This is a genomic window from Prevotella sp. khp7 (assembly GCF_900109055.1).
GTDB lineage: Bacteria > Bacteroidota > Bacteroidia > Bacteroidales > Bacteroidaceae > Prevotella.
Map to the genome: position 1 here is coordinate 499,337 of NZ_FOIV01000004.1, position 16,378 is coordinate 515,714.

At 46.8% G+C, this 16,378-nt stretch carries 13 protein-coding genes; 10 read left to right on the top strand and 3 right to left on the bottom strand.

Going from position 1 to position 16,378, the window contains the following annotated elements; translation table 11 throughout:
• Positions 1-82: 82 nt before the first annotated feature.
• The 7 genes from BMX82_RS12490 (at position 83) to BMX82_RS12520 (ending at position 7,162) form a co-directional block, all read left to right on the top strand.
• Positions 83-1,069, top strand: coding sequence for a malate dehydrogenase (locus BMX82_RS12490; protein ID WP_091769399.1), 987 nt, complete (start codon positions 83-85; stop codon positions 1,067-1,069).
• Between the two features lie 58 nt (positions 1,070-1,127).
• Positions 1,128-1,616, top strand: a complete 489-nt coding sequence (locus tag BMX82_RS12495; protein WP_036909911.1) for an RNA polymerase sigma-70 factor — start codon at positions 1,128-1,130, stop codon at positions 1,614-1,616.
• 61 nt (positions 1,617-1,677) lie between these two features.
• Positions 1,678-2,418, top strand: a complete 741-nt coding sequence (locus BMX82_RS12500) for a hypothetical protein (protein ID WP_091769401.1) — start codon at positions 1,678-1,680, stop codon at positions 2,416-2,418.
• 12 nt (positions 2,419-2,430) lie between these two features.
• A complete protein-coding gene (locus BMX82_RS12505) occupies positions 2,431-5,073 on the top strand; it encodes a TonB-dependent receptor (RefSeq protein ID WP_091769404.1) in 2,643 nt (880 codons plus the stop codon).
• Between the two features lie 6 nt (positions 5,074-5,079).
• Positions 5,080-6,183 carry a DUF4249 domain-containing protein gene (locus BMX82_RS12510; protein WP_091769406.1) on the top strand — a complete coding sequence of 368 codons (1,104 nt, stop codon included), beginning with the start codon at positions 5,080-5,082 and terminating at the stop codon, positions 6,181-6,183.
• Between the two features lie 4 nt (positions 6,184-6,187).
• Positions 6,188-6,634 carry a FecR domain-containing protein gene (locus BMX82_RS12515; RefSeq protein ID WP_177172102.1) on the top strand — a complete coding sequence of 149 codons (447 nt, stop codon included), beginning with the start codon at positions 6,188-6,190 and terminating at the stop codon, positions 6,632-6,634.
• A gap of 21 nt (positions 6,635-6,655) precedes the next feature.
• Positions 6,656-7,162, top strand: a complete 507-nt coding sequence (locus BMX82_RS12520; RefSeq protein WP_036909923.1) for a gamma carbonic anhydrase family protein — start codon at positions 6,656-6,658, stop codon at positions 7,160-7,162.
• On the opposite strand, the gene BMX82_RS12525 is transcribed toward BMX82_RS12520, so the two are convergent.
• The gene (locus tag BMX82_RS12525) at positions 7,137-8,234 is read right to left on the bottom strand and encodes a metallophosphoesterase (protein WP_177172103.1); all 1,098 of its coding nucleotides are present in this window, start codon (positions 8,232-8,234) and stop codon (positions 7,137-7,139) included. The two genes, BMX82_RS12520 and BMX82_RS12525, sit on opposite strands and share 26 nt — an antisense overlap.
• Before the next feature lie 139 nt (positions 8,235-8,373).
• Between BMX82_RS12525 and BMX82_RS12530 the strand changes: the two genes are divergently transcribed.
• Entirely contained in the window at positions 8,374-9,807 is a 1,434-nt protein-coding gene (locus tag BMX82_RS12530) for a bifunctional metallophosphatase/5'-nucleotidase (RefSeq protein WP_091769412.1), read from the top strand.
• On the opposite strand, the gene BMX82_RS12535 is transcribed toward BMX82_RS12530, so the two are convergent.
• Both BMX82_RS12535 and gltX read right to left on the bottom strand, forming a co-directional pair.
• Positions 9,794-11,059, bottom strand: a complete 1,266-nt coding sequence (locus tag BMX82_RS12535) for a 3-deoxy-D-manno-octulosonic acid transferase (protein WP_091769415.1) — start codon at positions 11,057-11,059, stop codon at positions 9,794-9,796. The genes BMX82_RS12530 and BMX82_RS12535 overlap by 14 nt on opposite strands.
• The gene (gene gltX / locus BMX82_RS12540) at positions 11,059-12,576 is read right to left on the bottom strand and encodes a glutamate--tRNA ligase (protein WP_091769418.1); all 1,518 of its coding nucleotides are present in this window, start codon (positions 12,574-12,576) and stop codon (positions 11,059-11,061) included. Before gltX ends, BMX82_RS12535 begins: the two co-directional genes overlap by 1 nt.
• 87 nt (positions 12,577-12,663) lie before the next feature.
• On the opposite strand from gltX, the gene BMX82_RS12545 reads away from it, so the two are divergent.
• The gene (locus tag BMX82_RS12545; RefSeq protein WP_036909929.1) at positions 12,664-14,715 is read left to right on the top strand and encodes an HD family phosphohydrolase; all 2,052 of its coding nucleotides are present in this window, start codon (positions 12,664-12,666) and stop codon (positions 14,713-14,715) included.
• Positions 14,716-14,893: 178 nt separating this feature from the next.
• Complete coding sequence (locus BMX82_RS12550; RefSeq protein WP_036909930.1) at positions 14,894-16,375, top strand: OmpP1/FadL family transporter; 1,482 nt, start codon at positions 14,894-14,896, stop codon at positions 16,373-16,375.
• The last annotated feature ends 3 nt before the right edge of the window (positions 16,376-16,378 follow it).

Genomic DNA, 16,378 nt, shown 5'->3' on the forward strand with positions numbered 1-16,378 from the left:
TAAAAAGAGACTGAATATGGCGTTTTTTTTGTAACTTTGCAGCACTTTTTTGAGTATTCATTCAAATTATAATTATACAATTATGGCATTCTTAACAAACGAGAAACTGGTTATCGTCGGTGCAGGCGGTATGATCGGTTCAAACATGGTGCAGAGCGTGCTGATGCTCGGCCTTACTCCAAACATTTGTTTGTATGATATCTATGAGCCAGGTGTTCATGGTGTTTACGATGAGATGTGTCACTGCGCTTTCCCTGGTGCAAACATCTCTTATACTGTTGATCCTAAAGAGGCTTTCACTGGTGCTAAGTACATCATCTCTTCAGGTGGTGCCCCACGTAAGGAGGGTATGACCCGTGAGGACCTGCTGAAGGGCAACTGCCAGATTGCAGCCGACTTCGGTGAGAACATCAAGAAGTACTGTCCTGACGTGAAGCATGTGGTTGTTATCTTCAACCCCGCTGACGTAACAGCCCTGACAGCTCTGATCCACTCAGGTTTGAAGCCCAACCAGCTGACCTCTCTGGCAGCTCTCGACTCTACCCGTCTGCAGCAGCAGCTGGCTCAGGAGTTCGGTGTACAGCAGGACAAGGTTACAAACGCTTACACTTACGGTGGTCACGGTGAGCAGATGGCAGTATTCGCCAGCAAGGCTCTCATCGATGGCAAGCCTCTCTCAGAGCTCTCACTCTCTGCTGAGCGTTGGGAAGAGATCAAGCACATGACTACACAGGGTGGTAGCAACATCATCAAGCTCCGTGGACGTTCTTCATTCCAGAGCCCTGCTTATCAGGCTGTCAAGATGATCGAGGGTGCTATGGGCGGTGAGCCCTTCAAGTGGCCTGCTGGTTGCTATGTAAACGCTTACGGCTTCAAGAACGTAATGATGGCTATGCCTACCGTTATCGACAAGGACGGTGTTCACTTCACTCAGCCCGAGGGTACTGCTGAGGAGATGGCTGCATTGCAGGCTTCTTACGAGCACTTGCAGAAGATGCGCGATGAGATTATCTCACTTGGCATCATCCCCGCTGTTGAGGACTGGGGTAAGGACAACGCAAACCTCTAATTAATACTATATAAAAGGGCAGCATGGTGCACCCATGCTGCTCTTTTTTTGTGTTTTCATGGATATCAAACAACTCTTTCTTTATTACTATAGGCCACTATGTCTGTACGCACTACACTATGTCAATGATACTGACGTGGTGGAAGACTTAGTGCAGGAATGCTTTGTAAGACTGATAGAGAAAGAGCCTGTAGCTAACGAGAAAGCATGGCTATATGCAACCGTTAGAAATACCTGCATAGACCACCTCCGTCGAAAATTCCCACAAGCCACCGACATCCAACCCACCGACCTTGAAGGAGTCATCAGTGATGAAGAAGCCGCCGAGCGAAGTTTGCACGAAGCAGAACTCTGGACAGCCATAGACTCACTGCCAGAGCGATGCAGAGAAATCTTCCTGATGGCGAAACAAGACGGGATGAAATACCATGAAATAGCAGAAGAGCTTCACATCAGCGAAAAGACCGTAGAGCATCAGGTCAGCAAGGCTTTACGGTTTCTGCGTAAGAAGTCTGGCGACTATTTCTATCTCCTTAACCTTGTTTAACACTATCAGGATGGGGGGAAGCTTTATTTCCTGCGTCATAGCAGAAAAAGCAAGAACCCAAATGAAAGAAATTAAAATCACTACTGGGACCAGTACGGTCCTGACTCCGCTTCTCATCATGATCACCATGATGCTTATGTCAAGTATTACCACACAAGCACAGACAGAACAAAAGCCACGACGCTGGCATTTCGAAATAGACCTGCGCTATCAACAAGAGTTGTACCGTCATGATTGGGCGAAAGGGCGCATAGCAGATTTCGAATTTGTCGACGAGCAGCTTATCTACAAAGGTATGAAAGACTACGAAGAGACTTATAACGAGTCAAGACTCGACAATTTCGAATACGGCGGCAATACACTGATGCTTTATGAACTTTATGATTTGAACCGCCACATGAGCATCGGCGCAGGACTCGGCATCGGCCGTTCATTCACACAAGAGATGTGGCAGTTTCCCCTCTTCGCCACCCTGCACTATAAACCTTGGAGTTCAAGACCCCATACCTATCTGTATTCCGAACTTGGCTGGACATTTACTAATGCCGAAAACACTTCAGGCAAAGGTGTCGACGGACTAATGTTTAACCTTGGTATAGGCAAAAGCTTCAGCCTCGGCAGTAAGAAACGGCTTGACCTGAAGATAGGATACCACATGCAACAACTGAAATACAAATGGCACTTCAATAGTTTCGATTTCAGCTACATAGATAGTGAAAAAATCATCATAATCGACGAACAGAACGATAAAATGAGACACACCCTACACCATCTCCAGCTAAGTGCAGGTCTAGTATTCTAACACAGATACAATATGAGACAATTAATAATCACACTATTGTTCCTTCTGTCGCTAACAGCAGGAGCACAGACAGCAACTACCACTATCCGTCAGCAGATGGATCGACTACATGAAACCACAGGCGTAAACTTCGTCTACGACGCAAGCCTCAACGTGGGTCAGAACTACAATGGCCCAGAATTGAAAGGGCTCTCACTTTCAAAAGCCCTAAAAACTCTTCTCGAGGGCTCAGGTATCAGTTTCCAACTGAGCGGCAAGTACGTGATGCTATTCAAGGAGACAGCTCATAAATCGACCAGACGTTTCACTCTGAGTGGACATGTAAGAGACTCCATCGGCGAGACGCTCATCAATGCTACCATTTACGACTTGACTACCCGACAGGGCACAATGAGCAACGAGTATGGATTCTTCTCACTCACCCTGCCAGAAGGCGAACATCTGCTTCGCATCTCCTATGTCGGTTTTACGGAACAGACCATTAAGCTCAAGCTCACCCATCATCAGGCTCTCGAAATCAAGCTTGACGGCAATACCAAACTAGGCGAGGTCGTCGTTACAGGTGACTTGAACTCACCAGTCATCGGCACCCAAATGGGAAAGCGCTCTCTGTCGCAGACTGACATCAAGACCGAGTTCGCTCTGTTCTCTTCGCCAGACGTGGTGAAAACACTCCAGCGCATCAGTGGCGTACAGGAAGGCGTTGAGTTAGCATCTGGTCTCTACGTTCATGGTGGTAATAACGATGAGAATCTTATTCTGCTCGATGGTTCTCCGCTCTACCAGATTAATCACTCCATGGGACTTTTCTCCTCGTTTAACACCGATATGGTGAAAAACGTCGATTTCTACAAGAGTGGCTTTCCTGCCCGCTATGGTGGACGACTGTCGAGTGTGGTCGACGTGCGTACCAACGACGGTAACATGCAGGAGTGGCATGGCTCCTATCGCATCGGCCTTCTTGACGGAGGAGTACAGTTCGACGGTCCCATCCAGAAAGGCAAGACCTCACTGAACATCGGTCTTCGCCGTTCATGGCTCGACCTGCTGTCGGAGCCTGCCTTCTTTCTACAAAGAAGGATATCGAAAGAAGAGAAAATCGGTCTTAACTACAACTTCCACGACCTGAATGCCAAGTTGACGCACATTCTGAACGACCAGTCGCGTTTGAGTCTGAGTCTCTATTCAGGACGCGATGCCCTCAGCACCAAATACGAGGCTGACTGGAAAATGTCCAATGGCGGCACTGACATAGAACTGACAAAAAATCGCCTGAGATGGGGCAATCTGAACGCTGCCTTGAACTGGAACTACCAACCTTCACCAAAACTGATGACCAACCTGACAGCCATCTACACCCACAATCGGGCTAACATCCACCGTCGCGATGACTATCGTTACGCATCCAATAGCAACATACCCATAGAGATAACCCACCATGAGAACGAGACCCGCTCTACCATCGACGATATCGGATATAGAGCAGAGGCAGACTTCCGTCCTTCACCCCGTCATCACATTCGTTTCGGCAATAACCACACACTCCATCTTTTCCGTCCGCAGACCAAAAAACTGCTAAACTATAACGGCGTGCAGGAAGAGAGTGACACCATCAGCAAGAGTAGCAGCAATCATCATACCTCTCACGAACTGAACTTTTATGTCGAAGACCAGATTTCCCTCAGCAAGCGCTGGAGCCTCAACGGCGGTGTAAACCTATCGTTCTTCACCACTCAGGGTAAGACATTCTCCTACATCGACCCGCGTCTGGCAGTAAAATACCAGATAACCTCTTATCTGTCGGCCAAGGCCAGCTACACCATGATGACCCAGTACATTCACAAGATAACCAACTCTTTCTTAGAGATGCCTACCGACTACTGGGTACCCACCACGGCCAGCCTGCAGCCCATGCGTTCCCACCAATGGGCTGCAGGACTCTACACCCAGTTTGGCAAACAGTGGACTGCCTCTATTGAAGGCTACTACAAGGCAACAAAGCACCTGCTCCAATACTCAAGCTGGTCAGGACTGCAACCTCCTGCAACCTCATGGGAGAACGAGGTCATCGACGGCAAAGGTGTGTTCTATGGCATCGAGGCAGATGTAAGCTATCATACGCAGAAGATTCAGCTCGACGCAGCCTATACCCTTTCATGGAACAAACGGAAGTTTGACAAGTTCTATGATGACTGGTATTACGACAAGTTTGACAACCGTCACAAACTGAACCTGACAGGACGTTTCAAGCTCAGCAAGAAGACGGAGATGTTTGCTGCATGGACTCTACATAGCGGCAATAAGATGACGCTGCCGACTCAATACGTCGAATTTCCATCGCTGCCCGCCATCGAGTCTGCTGACATGAAGACCTTCTTCTTTGGCAATGGCGATATCATGCAACGCGGATTTATCTATGAGCGGCCCAATAACACTACGCTGCCTGCCTATCACCGACTCGACCTCGGGTTCAACTTCTATCACACAACGAAGCACGGTCACCAACGCATCTGGAACCTGTCGCTCTACAATGCTTACTGTCACATCAACACCATGTGGACAGAAGCGAAAATCAAAGACGACGGCACTATCCGTATCAAGTCGAAAGGCTTCGTACCCATCGTACCATCATTCAGTTACACCATCAAATTCTAAGAGATCATGAAGAAAAAGCATCTGTCAACATACGTTGTAGCCGTATTCACTATTTTGTCGTTCTACGCCTGCAAAGACGAATTCGACATCGCCAATCTCAACGAGCCACAGAAACTCAACGTCAGCTGTTATCCCTCCACAGCCGACACCACATGGATAAGAGTAGGGCGCACCATTCCCGTCGGCAAGCATTCGCATGCAGACGAGGGCCTTACCATCGGAAATGCCCATATTATATATAAGGTGAACGACCAACAGCGTGAAATCGCCCAGCAGATTCCTGGACTGTACTATGCCTGCGGCCCTCAGAAGGTGGGCGACATCATAACACTCGAAGTGACAGCTGAGGGCTTTGAAGGTGTTAAGTCGGAGGCTATCGTCCCAAATGTCATACCTATCAGAATCGACGGACTGAAAAGGGTCAGTGTATATAGCCATAGTCAAGCCCGTTTCGAAACCTACGACCAACTGACGGCCACCTTTAGCGACCCACAAGAGACCACAGACTACTACGCTGTCAGGGTCAGAGCCATCAACTATAAGGGCTACGCCTACGGACAAGCCAATCCTATCTACGACGAAAATGGTGAGATAGACTACTATCAAACCCGTTGGTCACTTGGTAATGGAAGAGGCGCCTATGCCGACTACCTGAGCCATCAGGAGAAGTATCCAGAAGCAGAATGGCACATGGAGCTACAGGACTCCGCCTACAGCTACCCCATCATCAACAACGAAGACGAGCCATTGCTAAATCCAATAAGCGAGATGGACGATAACTTCGGATTTGACAGCGACTTCTTCAGGGAGTTCTACATCTTCAGCGATGCTTCCATCAACGGTCAGACATACACGCTACACTTGAATGTTGCGACTAACGCCACCGTGTCTCACTATGAGTTCCTCATGCGCTATCAAGTGCAGCTTTACCACATCACGCCAGAACTCTACCGCTACGTAAAAGCCCTTAACGACGTAGAGAACAACGAATTGGCGCAGAGCGGTTTCTCCCTGCTAACGCCCACCCCATCCAACATCCTTAACGGTGTTGGTATCATGGGCGGATATAATGTTACAGAAACAGAATGGATTACCAAGACATATTATTAAACCTATGAAAGAGATAAAAGACAAATCACTCAAATTCGTGCTCCGTCACTATCAGACGGGGAAATTCGACACCAGACAGGCAATCCGCAGAGTCTCACCAGCAAAGGTCATCCCACTCTGGTGCAAGGTGGGCGCAGCCGCCTCGTTCACAATCCTGCTGCTCGCTGGAGCCTATGCCGCCTACACTACAGGGCTGCTTCCCCACCCCACCGATGGCGCAAAAGTCGTACAACCCTCGACCATCACGGCTCCACAGCCTCGACATTTCCACTTCGACAACACGCCACTGCCTGAAGTTCTTAAGGTGCTGGGCAAGCATTACCACGTCAAGCTGACAGCCGACGACACCAGCAAGCATCTGACGGCCGATTTCGACTCTGACAATCTTGAACAGACCATTGAGATGATAGAGCATGTTTTAGACGTAAAAATAACGATTACTCGAAAATAATGCTTAACTTTGCAACCAGTTATGGCATTAATTAAGAGTTATCGCGGTCTGGCACCCAAATGGGGCAAGGACTGCTATTTCAGCGAGAACGCCACGATTGTGGGCGATGTAACGATGGGCGACGAGTGTTCTGTTTGGTTCAACGCCGTCGTCAGAGGCGACGTGGCTCCAATTACGATTGGCAACTGCACAAACATACAGGACGGGAGTTGTGTTCACGTGACCCATGAGACAGGTCCCACACACATCGGCAACTACGTCACTATCGGGCATAACGTCACCGTTCATGCCTGCACCATCCACGACAACGCACTCATCGGCATGGGCTCTACTCTGCTCGACGGATGCGAGATCGGCGAAGGCAGCATTGTAGCCGCAGGGGCTCTAGTACTCCAGAACACGAAGATTCCCGCTGGTGAAATCTGGGGTGGCGTGCCAGCCAAGTACATCAAACCCGTGCGTCCAGGACAGACCGACAACGCCAAGCATTACGTGGAATATTCTAAATATTATTTGAACGAAGAGTAGCTACCACATATTCGCTCTGGGTACCAATGCGGAATCTACCGCCCCAGATGCCTATGCCCGAAGAGACATAGAATTGAGTCTGGCCGCGCTGATGGCTACCCCAGGAGCATTCGTATACATGATCTGTAATCCAGGAGATAGGCCATACCTGTCCGCGATGGGTATGACCACTGAGTTGAAAGTCTACACCAGCTTCTTCACTGAGATTGAGGTCGTAAGGCTGATGATCGAGCACTATAATATATTTGCTTCGATCGGGAACAAGCCTCTTAACAGATTTGCGATGCATGTTAGTACGGTCGTCACGCCCTACGATGACGATACTACTGTCGATAACAGCAGCCTCATCGATCAACAGACGGATACCCGCATCTTTATAGAACTGCTTGGCTTCAGGATGTCCTGCATAGAACTCATGGTTACCCAAACAGGCATAGACTGGTGCCTCCAATCTCAGGAACTCCTCGTACATCCGTTCTTCTTTCAAAGGGCGCATGCTGCCATCAATAATGTCGCCTGCAATTAGGATAAAGTCAGGATGCTCGCTATTAATCATATCCACCCAACGGGCCAGCTCTTTTCGCGTGTTATGGTAGCCAATATGGAAGTCGGAGGCCATGACAACCTTATACTCACGAGGCAGAGGCTTTGACGATTTCAGCTCTAAAGGCACGCGCACCTTATTATTATAATGAAGATGGCCATACAAGAAGATGCCAAACAGCAGGACAAAGATGGCGAGCGAGGCATGGCCGCTATGAAACAAGAAAGTTCTCGGAACCAGATGGAATAGCCGGCCAAGGTCGAGCACCAGGAAAAGCATCACCATATAGAGCAACACAAAGATAGACGACGTACCAATATCATAGACCGCCTGAGCCACAGGCAACGGACAGGTATCAAACTTACGCGCGAAGTTCATAAACAGCATTGCAAAACAGAACACACCAGCAGCAATGACCAGCGATTTCCAGAGAGCAGTAAAAGGGAGCACCATCCATACATGCCAAGCCACATAAGCCAAAGCCACGATAGGCAGCACCATAAAGATTATCATCCACATATATTTCATCAGTTAAGTATGTCACACCTATTTGAAATCGATACGGGCACAAAGATACGAATTAATTTTGTAAATAAGAAAAATATCTGTATCTTTGCATTCGATTAACAACCAATAGACTTTAATATCTTTGTTATATAGGATAAAAATGAGGAAAAAAGATTTGCTTTTAGGACTGGTGATACTTCTGACCAGCGTCTGTTACGGACAAAAACAAGAAATACATATACTCGCCACCAACGACATGCATGCCAACATCGACGCCTTTCCCCAATTGGCGGGCATCGCTGACAGTCTTCGAACACTCTACCCATCATTACTAATTCTCTCGGCTGGCGATAACAGGACAGGCAATCCCATCAACGATGCGTATGAAATTTCTTCATACCCCATCGTGGCCTTGATGAATCAGGTGGGTTTTAATGCCACGACACTTGGCAATCACGACTTCGACGTTCACTCGTTAGCGCCACTCATGGGTTATTCCAACTTCAGTTATATCTGCGCCAACATCTCTTCACCCGACGAGGCCGGACTGCACATCGTCCCTACCCAGGTCTTCGACGTAGACGGCATGAAGGTTGGCATTATCGGCTTGGTACAGGTAAACAGCCAAGGACACCCCGATACACATCCCGATAATGTGGAAGGTATCAAGTTCTCACTTCCAACAGAGACAATTACCCAGTATGAAGACTTTAGCCACCAGTGTGATGCTACGATACTCCTATCGCACATCGGCTATGCCGAAGACGTCAAGATGGCCAATCTATATCCATGGATTGATTTGATTATCGGAGGTCACACCCATACTCAACTCTCTGCCGATGAGCCTTTACACAATGGCGTGCTAATCACCCAGAACAAGAACAAACTATCGATGGCTACTCATATTACCTTAACCATCAATAACGGACGTGTAACAGATAAAAAGGCAGAATATATCCCCGTGAAATGCTCTACACAGAAGAATCTGTTAGTAGACGCTATGGTACAGTACTTTAACAAGAATCCCTATTATGAGCAGGTTATAGCAAAGGCCGACAGATCCTTCAAGGAAAGAGACGAACTGACCTTCATGATGTGTGACGCCTTTATCGAAGAAACCAAGGGAGAAATCTGCATTGTGAACAATGGCGGTGTACGCATTGACTCTCTGCCAGCTGGCGATATCACCATGCGAGATGTCTTGTCGATGGATCCTTTTAACAACGAAGCTGTCGAGATGCATCTGACAGGAGAAGAAATCACAAGACTGCTTAACACATACGGTCGCGGTTCTCTGTATCATCTGCCACGCGTTGGAGGTGTTGTCTGCAAAGCCTCTATCGACAAGAAAGACAAGAAGAAAGACAGGCTGAAGCACATCAAGGTTATGACACTCGACGGCAAGAAATTAGACCTAAACAGAACATACAAGGTAATCACAAACAGTTATGTGGCCAGCATATGCCAGCCATTACTTAACTGCTCGTATAATTCACTTAATGTACATACATCCGACTTGTTAATCGGTTATATGAGGAAGCACGGAACGATACACCCCAGTGGTGTGAATCACCTGATAGTTACAGAGGACTAACACTACTTAGTACCTTTCCTGTCGCACCGGCCTGCCCCTTGACGAATTGTCCGGCTTTATCGCCTTGTTCCATCAGATAAGAAGCATCAGAAGTCAATCGGTTCATCTGCTGCTCAAACTGCGCATAGTCGCAAATTTCAAAACCACCACTTGTCTTCAAGCCTTGTGCTTCCTGGAACTTCTGGTTGTTTGGACCAAAGAACACGGGTATATCCCAAACAGCTGCCTCCAGCAGATTGTGTATACCTACACCAAAGCCTCCTCCGACATAAGCCACATCACCATAATGGTAAATGCTTGACAGCAGACCGAAACAATTGATAATCAAAACCTCAGCATCACGCACATTCTCTTCTGTGGCTTCTGTATAACGGATTACACGACGACCTTCAAGCAGTTTCTCTATCTGCTGCAAATGCTCCTCGCCAATCACATGAGGAGCAATAATCAATTTCCAGTCATTATATCCATTGCGTTCGGCTTTGTCACCCAACTTGTCTAGGAAGTACTTAATAAATATCTCCTCATCAGGCAGCCAACTGCTCCCTGCCACAAAAACCTTAGAAGAGTTTTCACTCTTCACTCCTATAAACGCCTCAACTACTGGTAACTGCTTGGCAGCCTCCTTAATCTGAAGGACACGATCGAAGCGGGTATCGCCTACCACCGTAACATCAGTAATGCCAATCTTTGCCAACAATTCCTTGCTGACTTCGTTCTGAACATAGAAATGCGTAAAGCACTTCAGCACACGAGAATACTGGCGACCATACCACTTAAAGAACACCTGGTCGGGACGGAAGATGCTCGACACGCTATAGACAGGTACATGTCTATGCTTCAGAATATGAAGGTAGTTATACCAGAATTCGTACTTGATGAAGAATGCCATGACAGGACGAATGGTACGCAGGAAACGACGAGCATTTGTAATCGTGTCGAGTGGCAGATAAGTGATAATGTCTGCTCCTTCATAGTTCTTACGAACCTCATAGCCTGATGGCGAGAAGAAGGTCAGCAATATCTTATACTCAGGATGCTCCCTACGCAACTGCTCCATCAGAGGACGTCCCTGCTCAAATTCTCCCAGCGACGCAGCATGAAACCATACATACTTCGCATTGGGGTCAACCTGTTCTCTCAGAATACGAAAGGCATCACGCTCTCCGCGCCACATCTTACGAACCTTCTCATTGAAACGGCTGTAGACGGCAACACCCAAGAGATATAGATAAATGACGATATTATACATTATCCAAGTACTTCTATAGCACGACGCATTCTTGCAATAGTCTCTTCCTTGCCAAGGAAGGCTGAGATGTCAAACATGCCGGGTCCTTTACCCTCGCCAACGAGTGTCAGGCGCCAGGCATTCATCACATTTCCAAGTTTATACTCTTTCTGCTCAACCCAAGCATGAACAATCTGCTCCTGATTCTCCAAAGAGAAATCATCAATTCCTTCGAGAACTCCGATAAGCTCTGTCATCACCTGTGCTGAGTCTTCCTTCCAGCGTTTCTTGGCAGTCTTCTCATCATACTCAGTAGGAGCAACGAAGAAGAACGAGCAGAGTGGCCAGAGTTCTTTGACAAACGAAACACGATCCTTCATCATCGATGTGACCTGAAGGATACGCTCTGAGGTCTCATTGGGACAATGCTCTTTAACGATTGGCTCGAAGAGCGCTGCAATTTCCTCGTTCGATTTCTTGAGGATATACTCATGATTAAACCAGACAGCCTTCTCGAAAGCAAACTTAGCACCAGCCTTAGAACACTTACTGATATCGAAAAGTGGAACAAGCTCGTCGAGGGAAAATATCTCTTGTTCAGTTCCAGGATTCCAACCTAACAAAGCAAGGAAGTTGATGACTGCCTCAGGGAAATAACCATCCTCACGATAACCACGAGAAGTCTCGCCGCTCTTCGGATCCTTCCACAACAAGGGGAATACGGGGAAGCCTAGACGGTCGCCGTCACGCTTCGAGAGTTTCCCCTTACCATCGGGCTTCAAAAGCAAAGGGAGATGAGCAAACTGTGGCATTGTATCCTCCCAGCCAAAAGCCTTATAAAGAAGCACATGCAGGGGTGCACTCGGCAACCACTCCTCACCGCGGATGACATGTGAGATTTCCATCAGATGGTCGTCAACGATATTGGCCAAATGGTAAGTGGGCAACTGGTCTGCACTCTTATAGAGCACTTTATCGTCGAGAATATCTGTTTTTACTCGCACTTCACCACGTATAAGGTCGTTCACCAATACTTCCTGTCCAGCGTCAATCTTAAAGCGAACCACATACTGTTTGCCATCAGCAATCAGCAGTTCAACCTCTTCTTTAGTCAGCGTCAGCGAATTACGCATCTGACCACGGGTATGACTGTCATATTGGAAATTCTGGATCTCAGCACGTTTGGCCTCCAATTCCTCTGGGGTATCAAATGCAATATAAGCCTTGTCAGCATCCAATAACTGCTGAACATATTTCTTATAGATATCGCGGCGCTCACTCTGGCGGTACGGACCCTTATCACCTCCGAACGACACGCCTTCGTCAAACTTGATTCCTAACCACTTGAACGACTCGATGATATATTCCTCGGCACCAGGCACGAAACGATTTGAATCCGTATCCTCAATACGGAACACCAGATCACCACCATGCTGCTTGGCAAACAGATAATTATACAAGGCGGTACGCACACCACCGATATGCAAAGCTCCCGTAGGACTTGGTGCAAAACGCACCCTTACTCTTCTTTCTGACATACTTTTTCTTAAATTTGCCTGCAAAGGTACGAAATTTAATTTTATTTTTGTATTTTTGCAACCATAAATACATATAAATACGTAGAAATGAGTAGTTTTAACCTCAAAAACGACACTAGTTGGCGTGATTTTCTCATCCGTACAGGACTAATAATAGTTACTGTAGCCATCATCGTATGGCTGATGCCTCGTAGCACCCATAATACATTCAGGATTGAAAAAGGAAAGCCCTGGACCTACGCAGATTTGAAAGCCCCCTTCGATTTTCCAATCTACAAAAGTGACGAAGCTGTAAAAGCAGAGCGCGATAGTCTGATGAAGCAATACGAGCCCTACTATACCTTCAACAGCGAGATTGTTGGCAAGCAACTGCGTGAGTTTGCCAAAGATTATAGTGACGGTATACCTGGACTACCCAACGACTATATCAGCATCATAGCCAACCGTCTTCGTGCTATTTACACACAAGGTATCATGAACAGCTCTGAATATGCTCGGCTTACAAAAGACACCTCACAGGTTATCCGTATCGTCAATGGCAAAAATGCTGTCAGCATACAGATTACAAAAGTCCATTCTGTCATCTCTGCTTATGAACAGATTTTCCTTGACCAAACTTTGGCTGCACATAGAGAGATCTTACAAAAGTGTAATCTTAACGACTACATCACACCCAACTTGATTTACGACAAGGAACGCAGCGAAGCCAGTCTCAATGACTTGCATAATAGTATTGCTCTGGCAAGCGGACTTGTACAGCGAGGTCAGAAAATCATTGACCGAGGCGATATTGTTGACACCAAGACTTACAATATCCTCCAATCGTTTGAAAAAGAAATGCAGAGACGTGAAGAAGGAAACGAACGAATCAGCCTTACCATCATGGGACAGATTCTATATGTGTTTATCCTGATAACCTGTTTCACCGTATATCTGACACTTTTCCGCAAAGACTATTTTGAGAAGATACGTTCCACCGCTATGTTGTACGCCCTAATCATCATCTTTGTCATTATAGCATCGATGATGGTTAAACATAATGTTCTGCATATCTATATCCTGCCATTTGCAATGGTGCCCATTTTCATACGAGTGTTCATGGACTCTCGAACCGCCTTCGTTGCGCACGCCACCATGGTGATGATTTGTGCCAGTTTCCTACAATACCCATTGGAATTTATTGCTGTAGAATTAGTTGCAGGGCTCACAGCCATCTTCTCGCTGAGAGAACTGTCAAGCCGTTCACAACTGTTCTGGACTGCAGTTTTTGTAACTTTTGCGGCAGGATTATCAAACCTGTCACTTGACTGGATACGCAATAATGACCTAACAAAAATCAGTTATAGCGAATATAACTACATAGCCATCAATGGTGTTTTATTGTTCTGCTCCTACCCCTTGCTTTATTTGATAGAAAAAGCTTTTGGCTTTACGTCAAACATTACACTCATCGAACTTTCGGATATGAACAAGACACTGCTCCGAAAGATGAGTGAAGTAGCTCCTGGCACATTCCAGCACTCTATTCAGGTTGGTAACCTCGCCGCAGAGATTGCCAATAAAATAGGAGGAAAGAGTCAGTTGGTACGTACTGGTGCTTACTATCACGATATTGGTAAGATTATTAATCCTATCTACTTCACAGAAAACCAATCGGGTGTTAATCCCCATGAGAAAATGGGATCAATTGACAGCGCACAGATGATTATCAGTCACGTAACGGAAGGTATTAAACTGGCTGAGAAATATAATCTCCCAGACATCATCAAGGACTTTATTACAACTCATCATGGATTGGGCAAAACAAAATATTTCTACGTACAATATAAGAATGCTCACCCAAACGATGCGGTCGACGACCTGCTTTTCACCTATCCTGGTCCTAACCCATTCACGAAAGAGCAGGCCATTTTGATGATGGCCGACACCGTAGAAGCTGCATCACGTTCCCTACCCGATTATACAGAAAAGACTATTAGAGAACTCGTAAACCGGCTTATTGATGCTCAGGTGGAAGAGGGCTATTTCAAAGAATGCCCAATCACATTCCGCGATATTGCTTATGCAAAAACAGTACTCATTGAGAAACTGAAAACAATATATCATACCCGTCTTAGTTATCCTGAGCTAAAAAAATAAGCCTTCAGATTGCACAAAAACACCTCTTTGTGTGCACAAACCTGCACAAAATTGCACATTTGTGCAGGTTTGTGTGCATTTTTCGTTAAACTTCGTTAACTTTGTGAGCGCGAACAGGGATAATTAGGACAATACTTTTACCTTTGCAGCCGATTTTAGCAAAAAATTGTTTAAGGATATGAAAAAAATCAATGTCATGCTTGTCGGCGCAATACTGGCAATAGCAACACCAGCCACAGCAGGTGGCATCTTAACCAACACAAATCAAAGTATTGACTTCCTCAGAAATCCTGCTCGCGATGCAGCCATCGGACTTGATGGTGTATACAGCAATCCTGCTGGCGTAGCATTCCTTCCTGAAGGTTTCTATCTCGGAATCAACTGGCAATACGCCCACCAGACTCGTACTATCGAATCCACCAATCCCCTATTTGCCCTTGGCAAGAAAAACAACGGAGCAACGGTAAAGACCTTCGAGGGTGTGGCAGACGCTCCTTTTATTCCCTCAATCCAAGCTGCATACAACAAAGGGAATTGGAGTGCCCAGTTTAACTTCTCTGTTCCTGGTGGTGGTGGAGCCTGTGAATTTGGTGATGGTCTCGGATCATTTGAGAGCGTTGTAGGTAGTATCGCAAACCAACTGAAGCCACTCGGGGCTAATGGCTACGATATGGACGGCTACATGCAGGGACGCCAGTACTATTTCGGATTCCAGCTCGGCGCTGCTTATAAGGTAACAAAGAATCTCTCTGTTTATGGGGGTCTGCGACTGCTTTATGGTACAGCGACCTACAAAGCAAAGATTAGTAACATCATGGTAGGTACCGAGGGTGGATACGTTGATTTCAGCAGTTTCCTTCAAGGTGCCGAGACCACTATTGACGGCGGACTTAGCAAGATTAACGCAGGTATTGCACAGTATGAGGCTGCAGGGGCACCCGTCCCCGCTGAACTCACACAACAGAAAGCGCAGTTAGAGGGCACCAAGCAGAGCCTCAACTCCCTGCAGAAATACTCTCAGGGTGTGAATCTTCTCTGTAACCAATCATCAGTAGGTATCGCTCCCGTCATCGGCATCGACTATAAGTTCGGACGCTTCAACCTCGCCGCTAAGTACGAGTTCAAGACACAGATTCACATGAAGAACGAGTCGACAGTAAATGAGGCCAGTGAGATTCCCGCTGTCAATAAATTCCGCGACAGTGAGAAGATTGACGAAGATTCTCCCGCACAACTCGCTGTCGGCGCAATGTGGAACATCACCGATGACGTTCGCCTGAACCTTGGTTATCACCACTTCTTTGACACCAACGTCAGCTGGTATAACAACACACAGGACCTGCTTGGTGGTGGCACAAACGAATATCTGGGCGGCGCAGAGTGGGACCTCAACGACAAGCTGACCATCTCTGCTGGCGGACAGCTGACTCGCTATCAACTCACTGACGAGTATATGAATGATATGTCATTCGTTGTCAACAGCTACAGCTTTGGTTTTGGATTCAACTATAAGGTTGCCGACAACATCACACTAAAGGCAGCCTACTTCCAGACAAACTACGATCACTATAAGCGTGAGGACTATCCCCAAATTGGTGTTAGCGACGACTTTACTCGTACAAACCATGTCCTCGGCATCGGCTGCGAGATGAGATTCTAAAAA

Bases quoted from the DNA above. Each gene is read 5' to 3' on its own strand.
- BMX82_RS12520 (WP_036909923.1), top strand. From the start codon at position 6,656: ATGGCATTAATTAAGAGTTATCGCGGTCTGGCACCCAAATGGGGCAAG.
- BMX82_RS12525 (WP_177172103.1), bottom strand. From the start codon at position 8,234: ATGAAATATATGTGGATGATAATCTTTATGGTGCTGCCTATCGTGGCT.
- BMX82_RS12530 (WP_091769412.1), top strand. From the start codon at position 8,374: ATGAGGAAAAAAGATTTGCTTTTAGGACTGGTGATACTTCTGACCAGC.
- BMX82_RS12495 (WP_036909911.1), top strand. From the start codon at position 1,128: ATGGATATCAAACAACTCTTTCTTTATTACTATAGGCCACTATGTCTG.
- gltX (WP_091769418.1), bottom strand. From the start codon at position 12,576: ATGTCAGAAAGAAGAGTAAGGGTGCGTTTTGCACCAAGTCCTACGGGA.
- BMX82_RS12505 (WP_091769404.1), top strand. From the start codon at position 2,431: ATGAGACAATTAATAATCACACTATTGTTCCTTCTGTCGCTAACAGCA.
- BMX82_RS12535 (WP_091769415.1), bottom strand. From the start codon at position 11,059: ATGTATAATATCGTCATTTATCTATATCTCTTGGGTGTTGCCGTCTAC.
- BMX82_RS12490 (WP_091769399.1), top strand. From the start codon at position 83: ATGGCATTCTTAACAAACGAGAAACTGGTTATCGTCGGTGCAGGCGGT.
- BMX82_RS12550 (WP_036909930.1), top strand. From the start codon at position 14,894: ATGAAAAAAATCAATGTCATGCTTGTCGGCGCAATACTGGCAATAGCA.
- BMX82_RS12500 (WP_091769401.1), top strand. From the start codon at position 1,678: ATGAAAGAAATTAAAATCACTACTGGGACCAGTACGGTCCTGACTCCG.
- BMX82_RS12510 (WP_091769406.1), top strand. From the start codon at position 5,080: ATGAAGAAAAAGCATCTGTCAACATACGTTGTAGCCGTATTCACTATT.
- BMX82_RS12545 (WP_036909929.1), top strand. From the start codon at position 12,664: ATGAGTAGTTTTAACCTCAAAAACGACACTAGTTGGCGTGATTTTCTC.
- BMX82_RS12515 (WP_177172102.1), top strand. From the start codon at position 6,188: ATGAAAGAGATAAAAGACAAATCACTCAAATTCGTGCTCCGTCACTAT.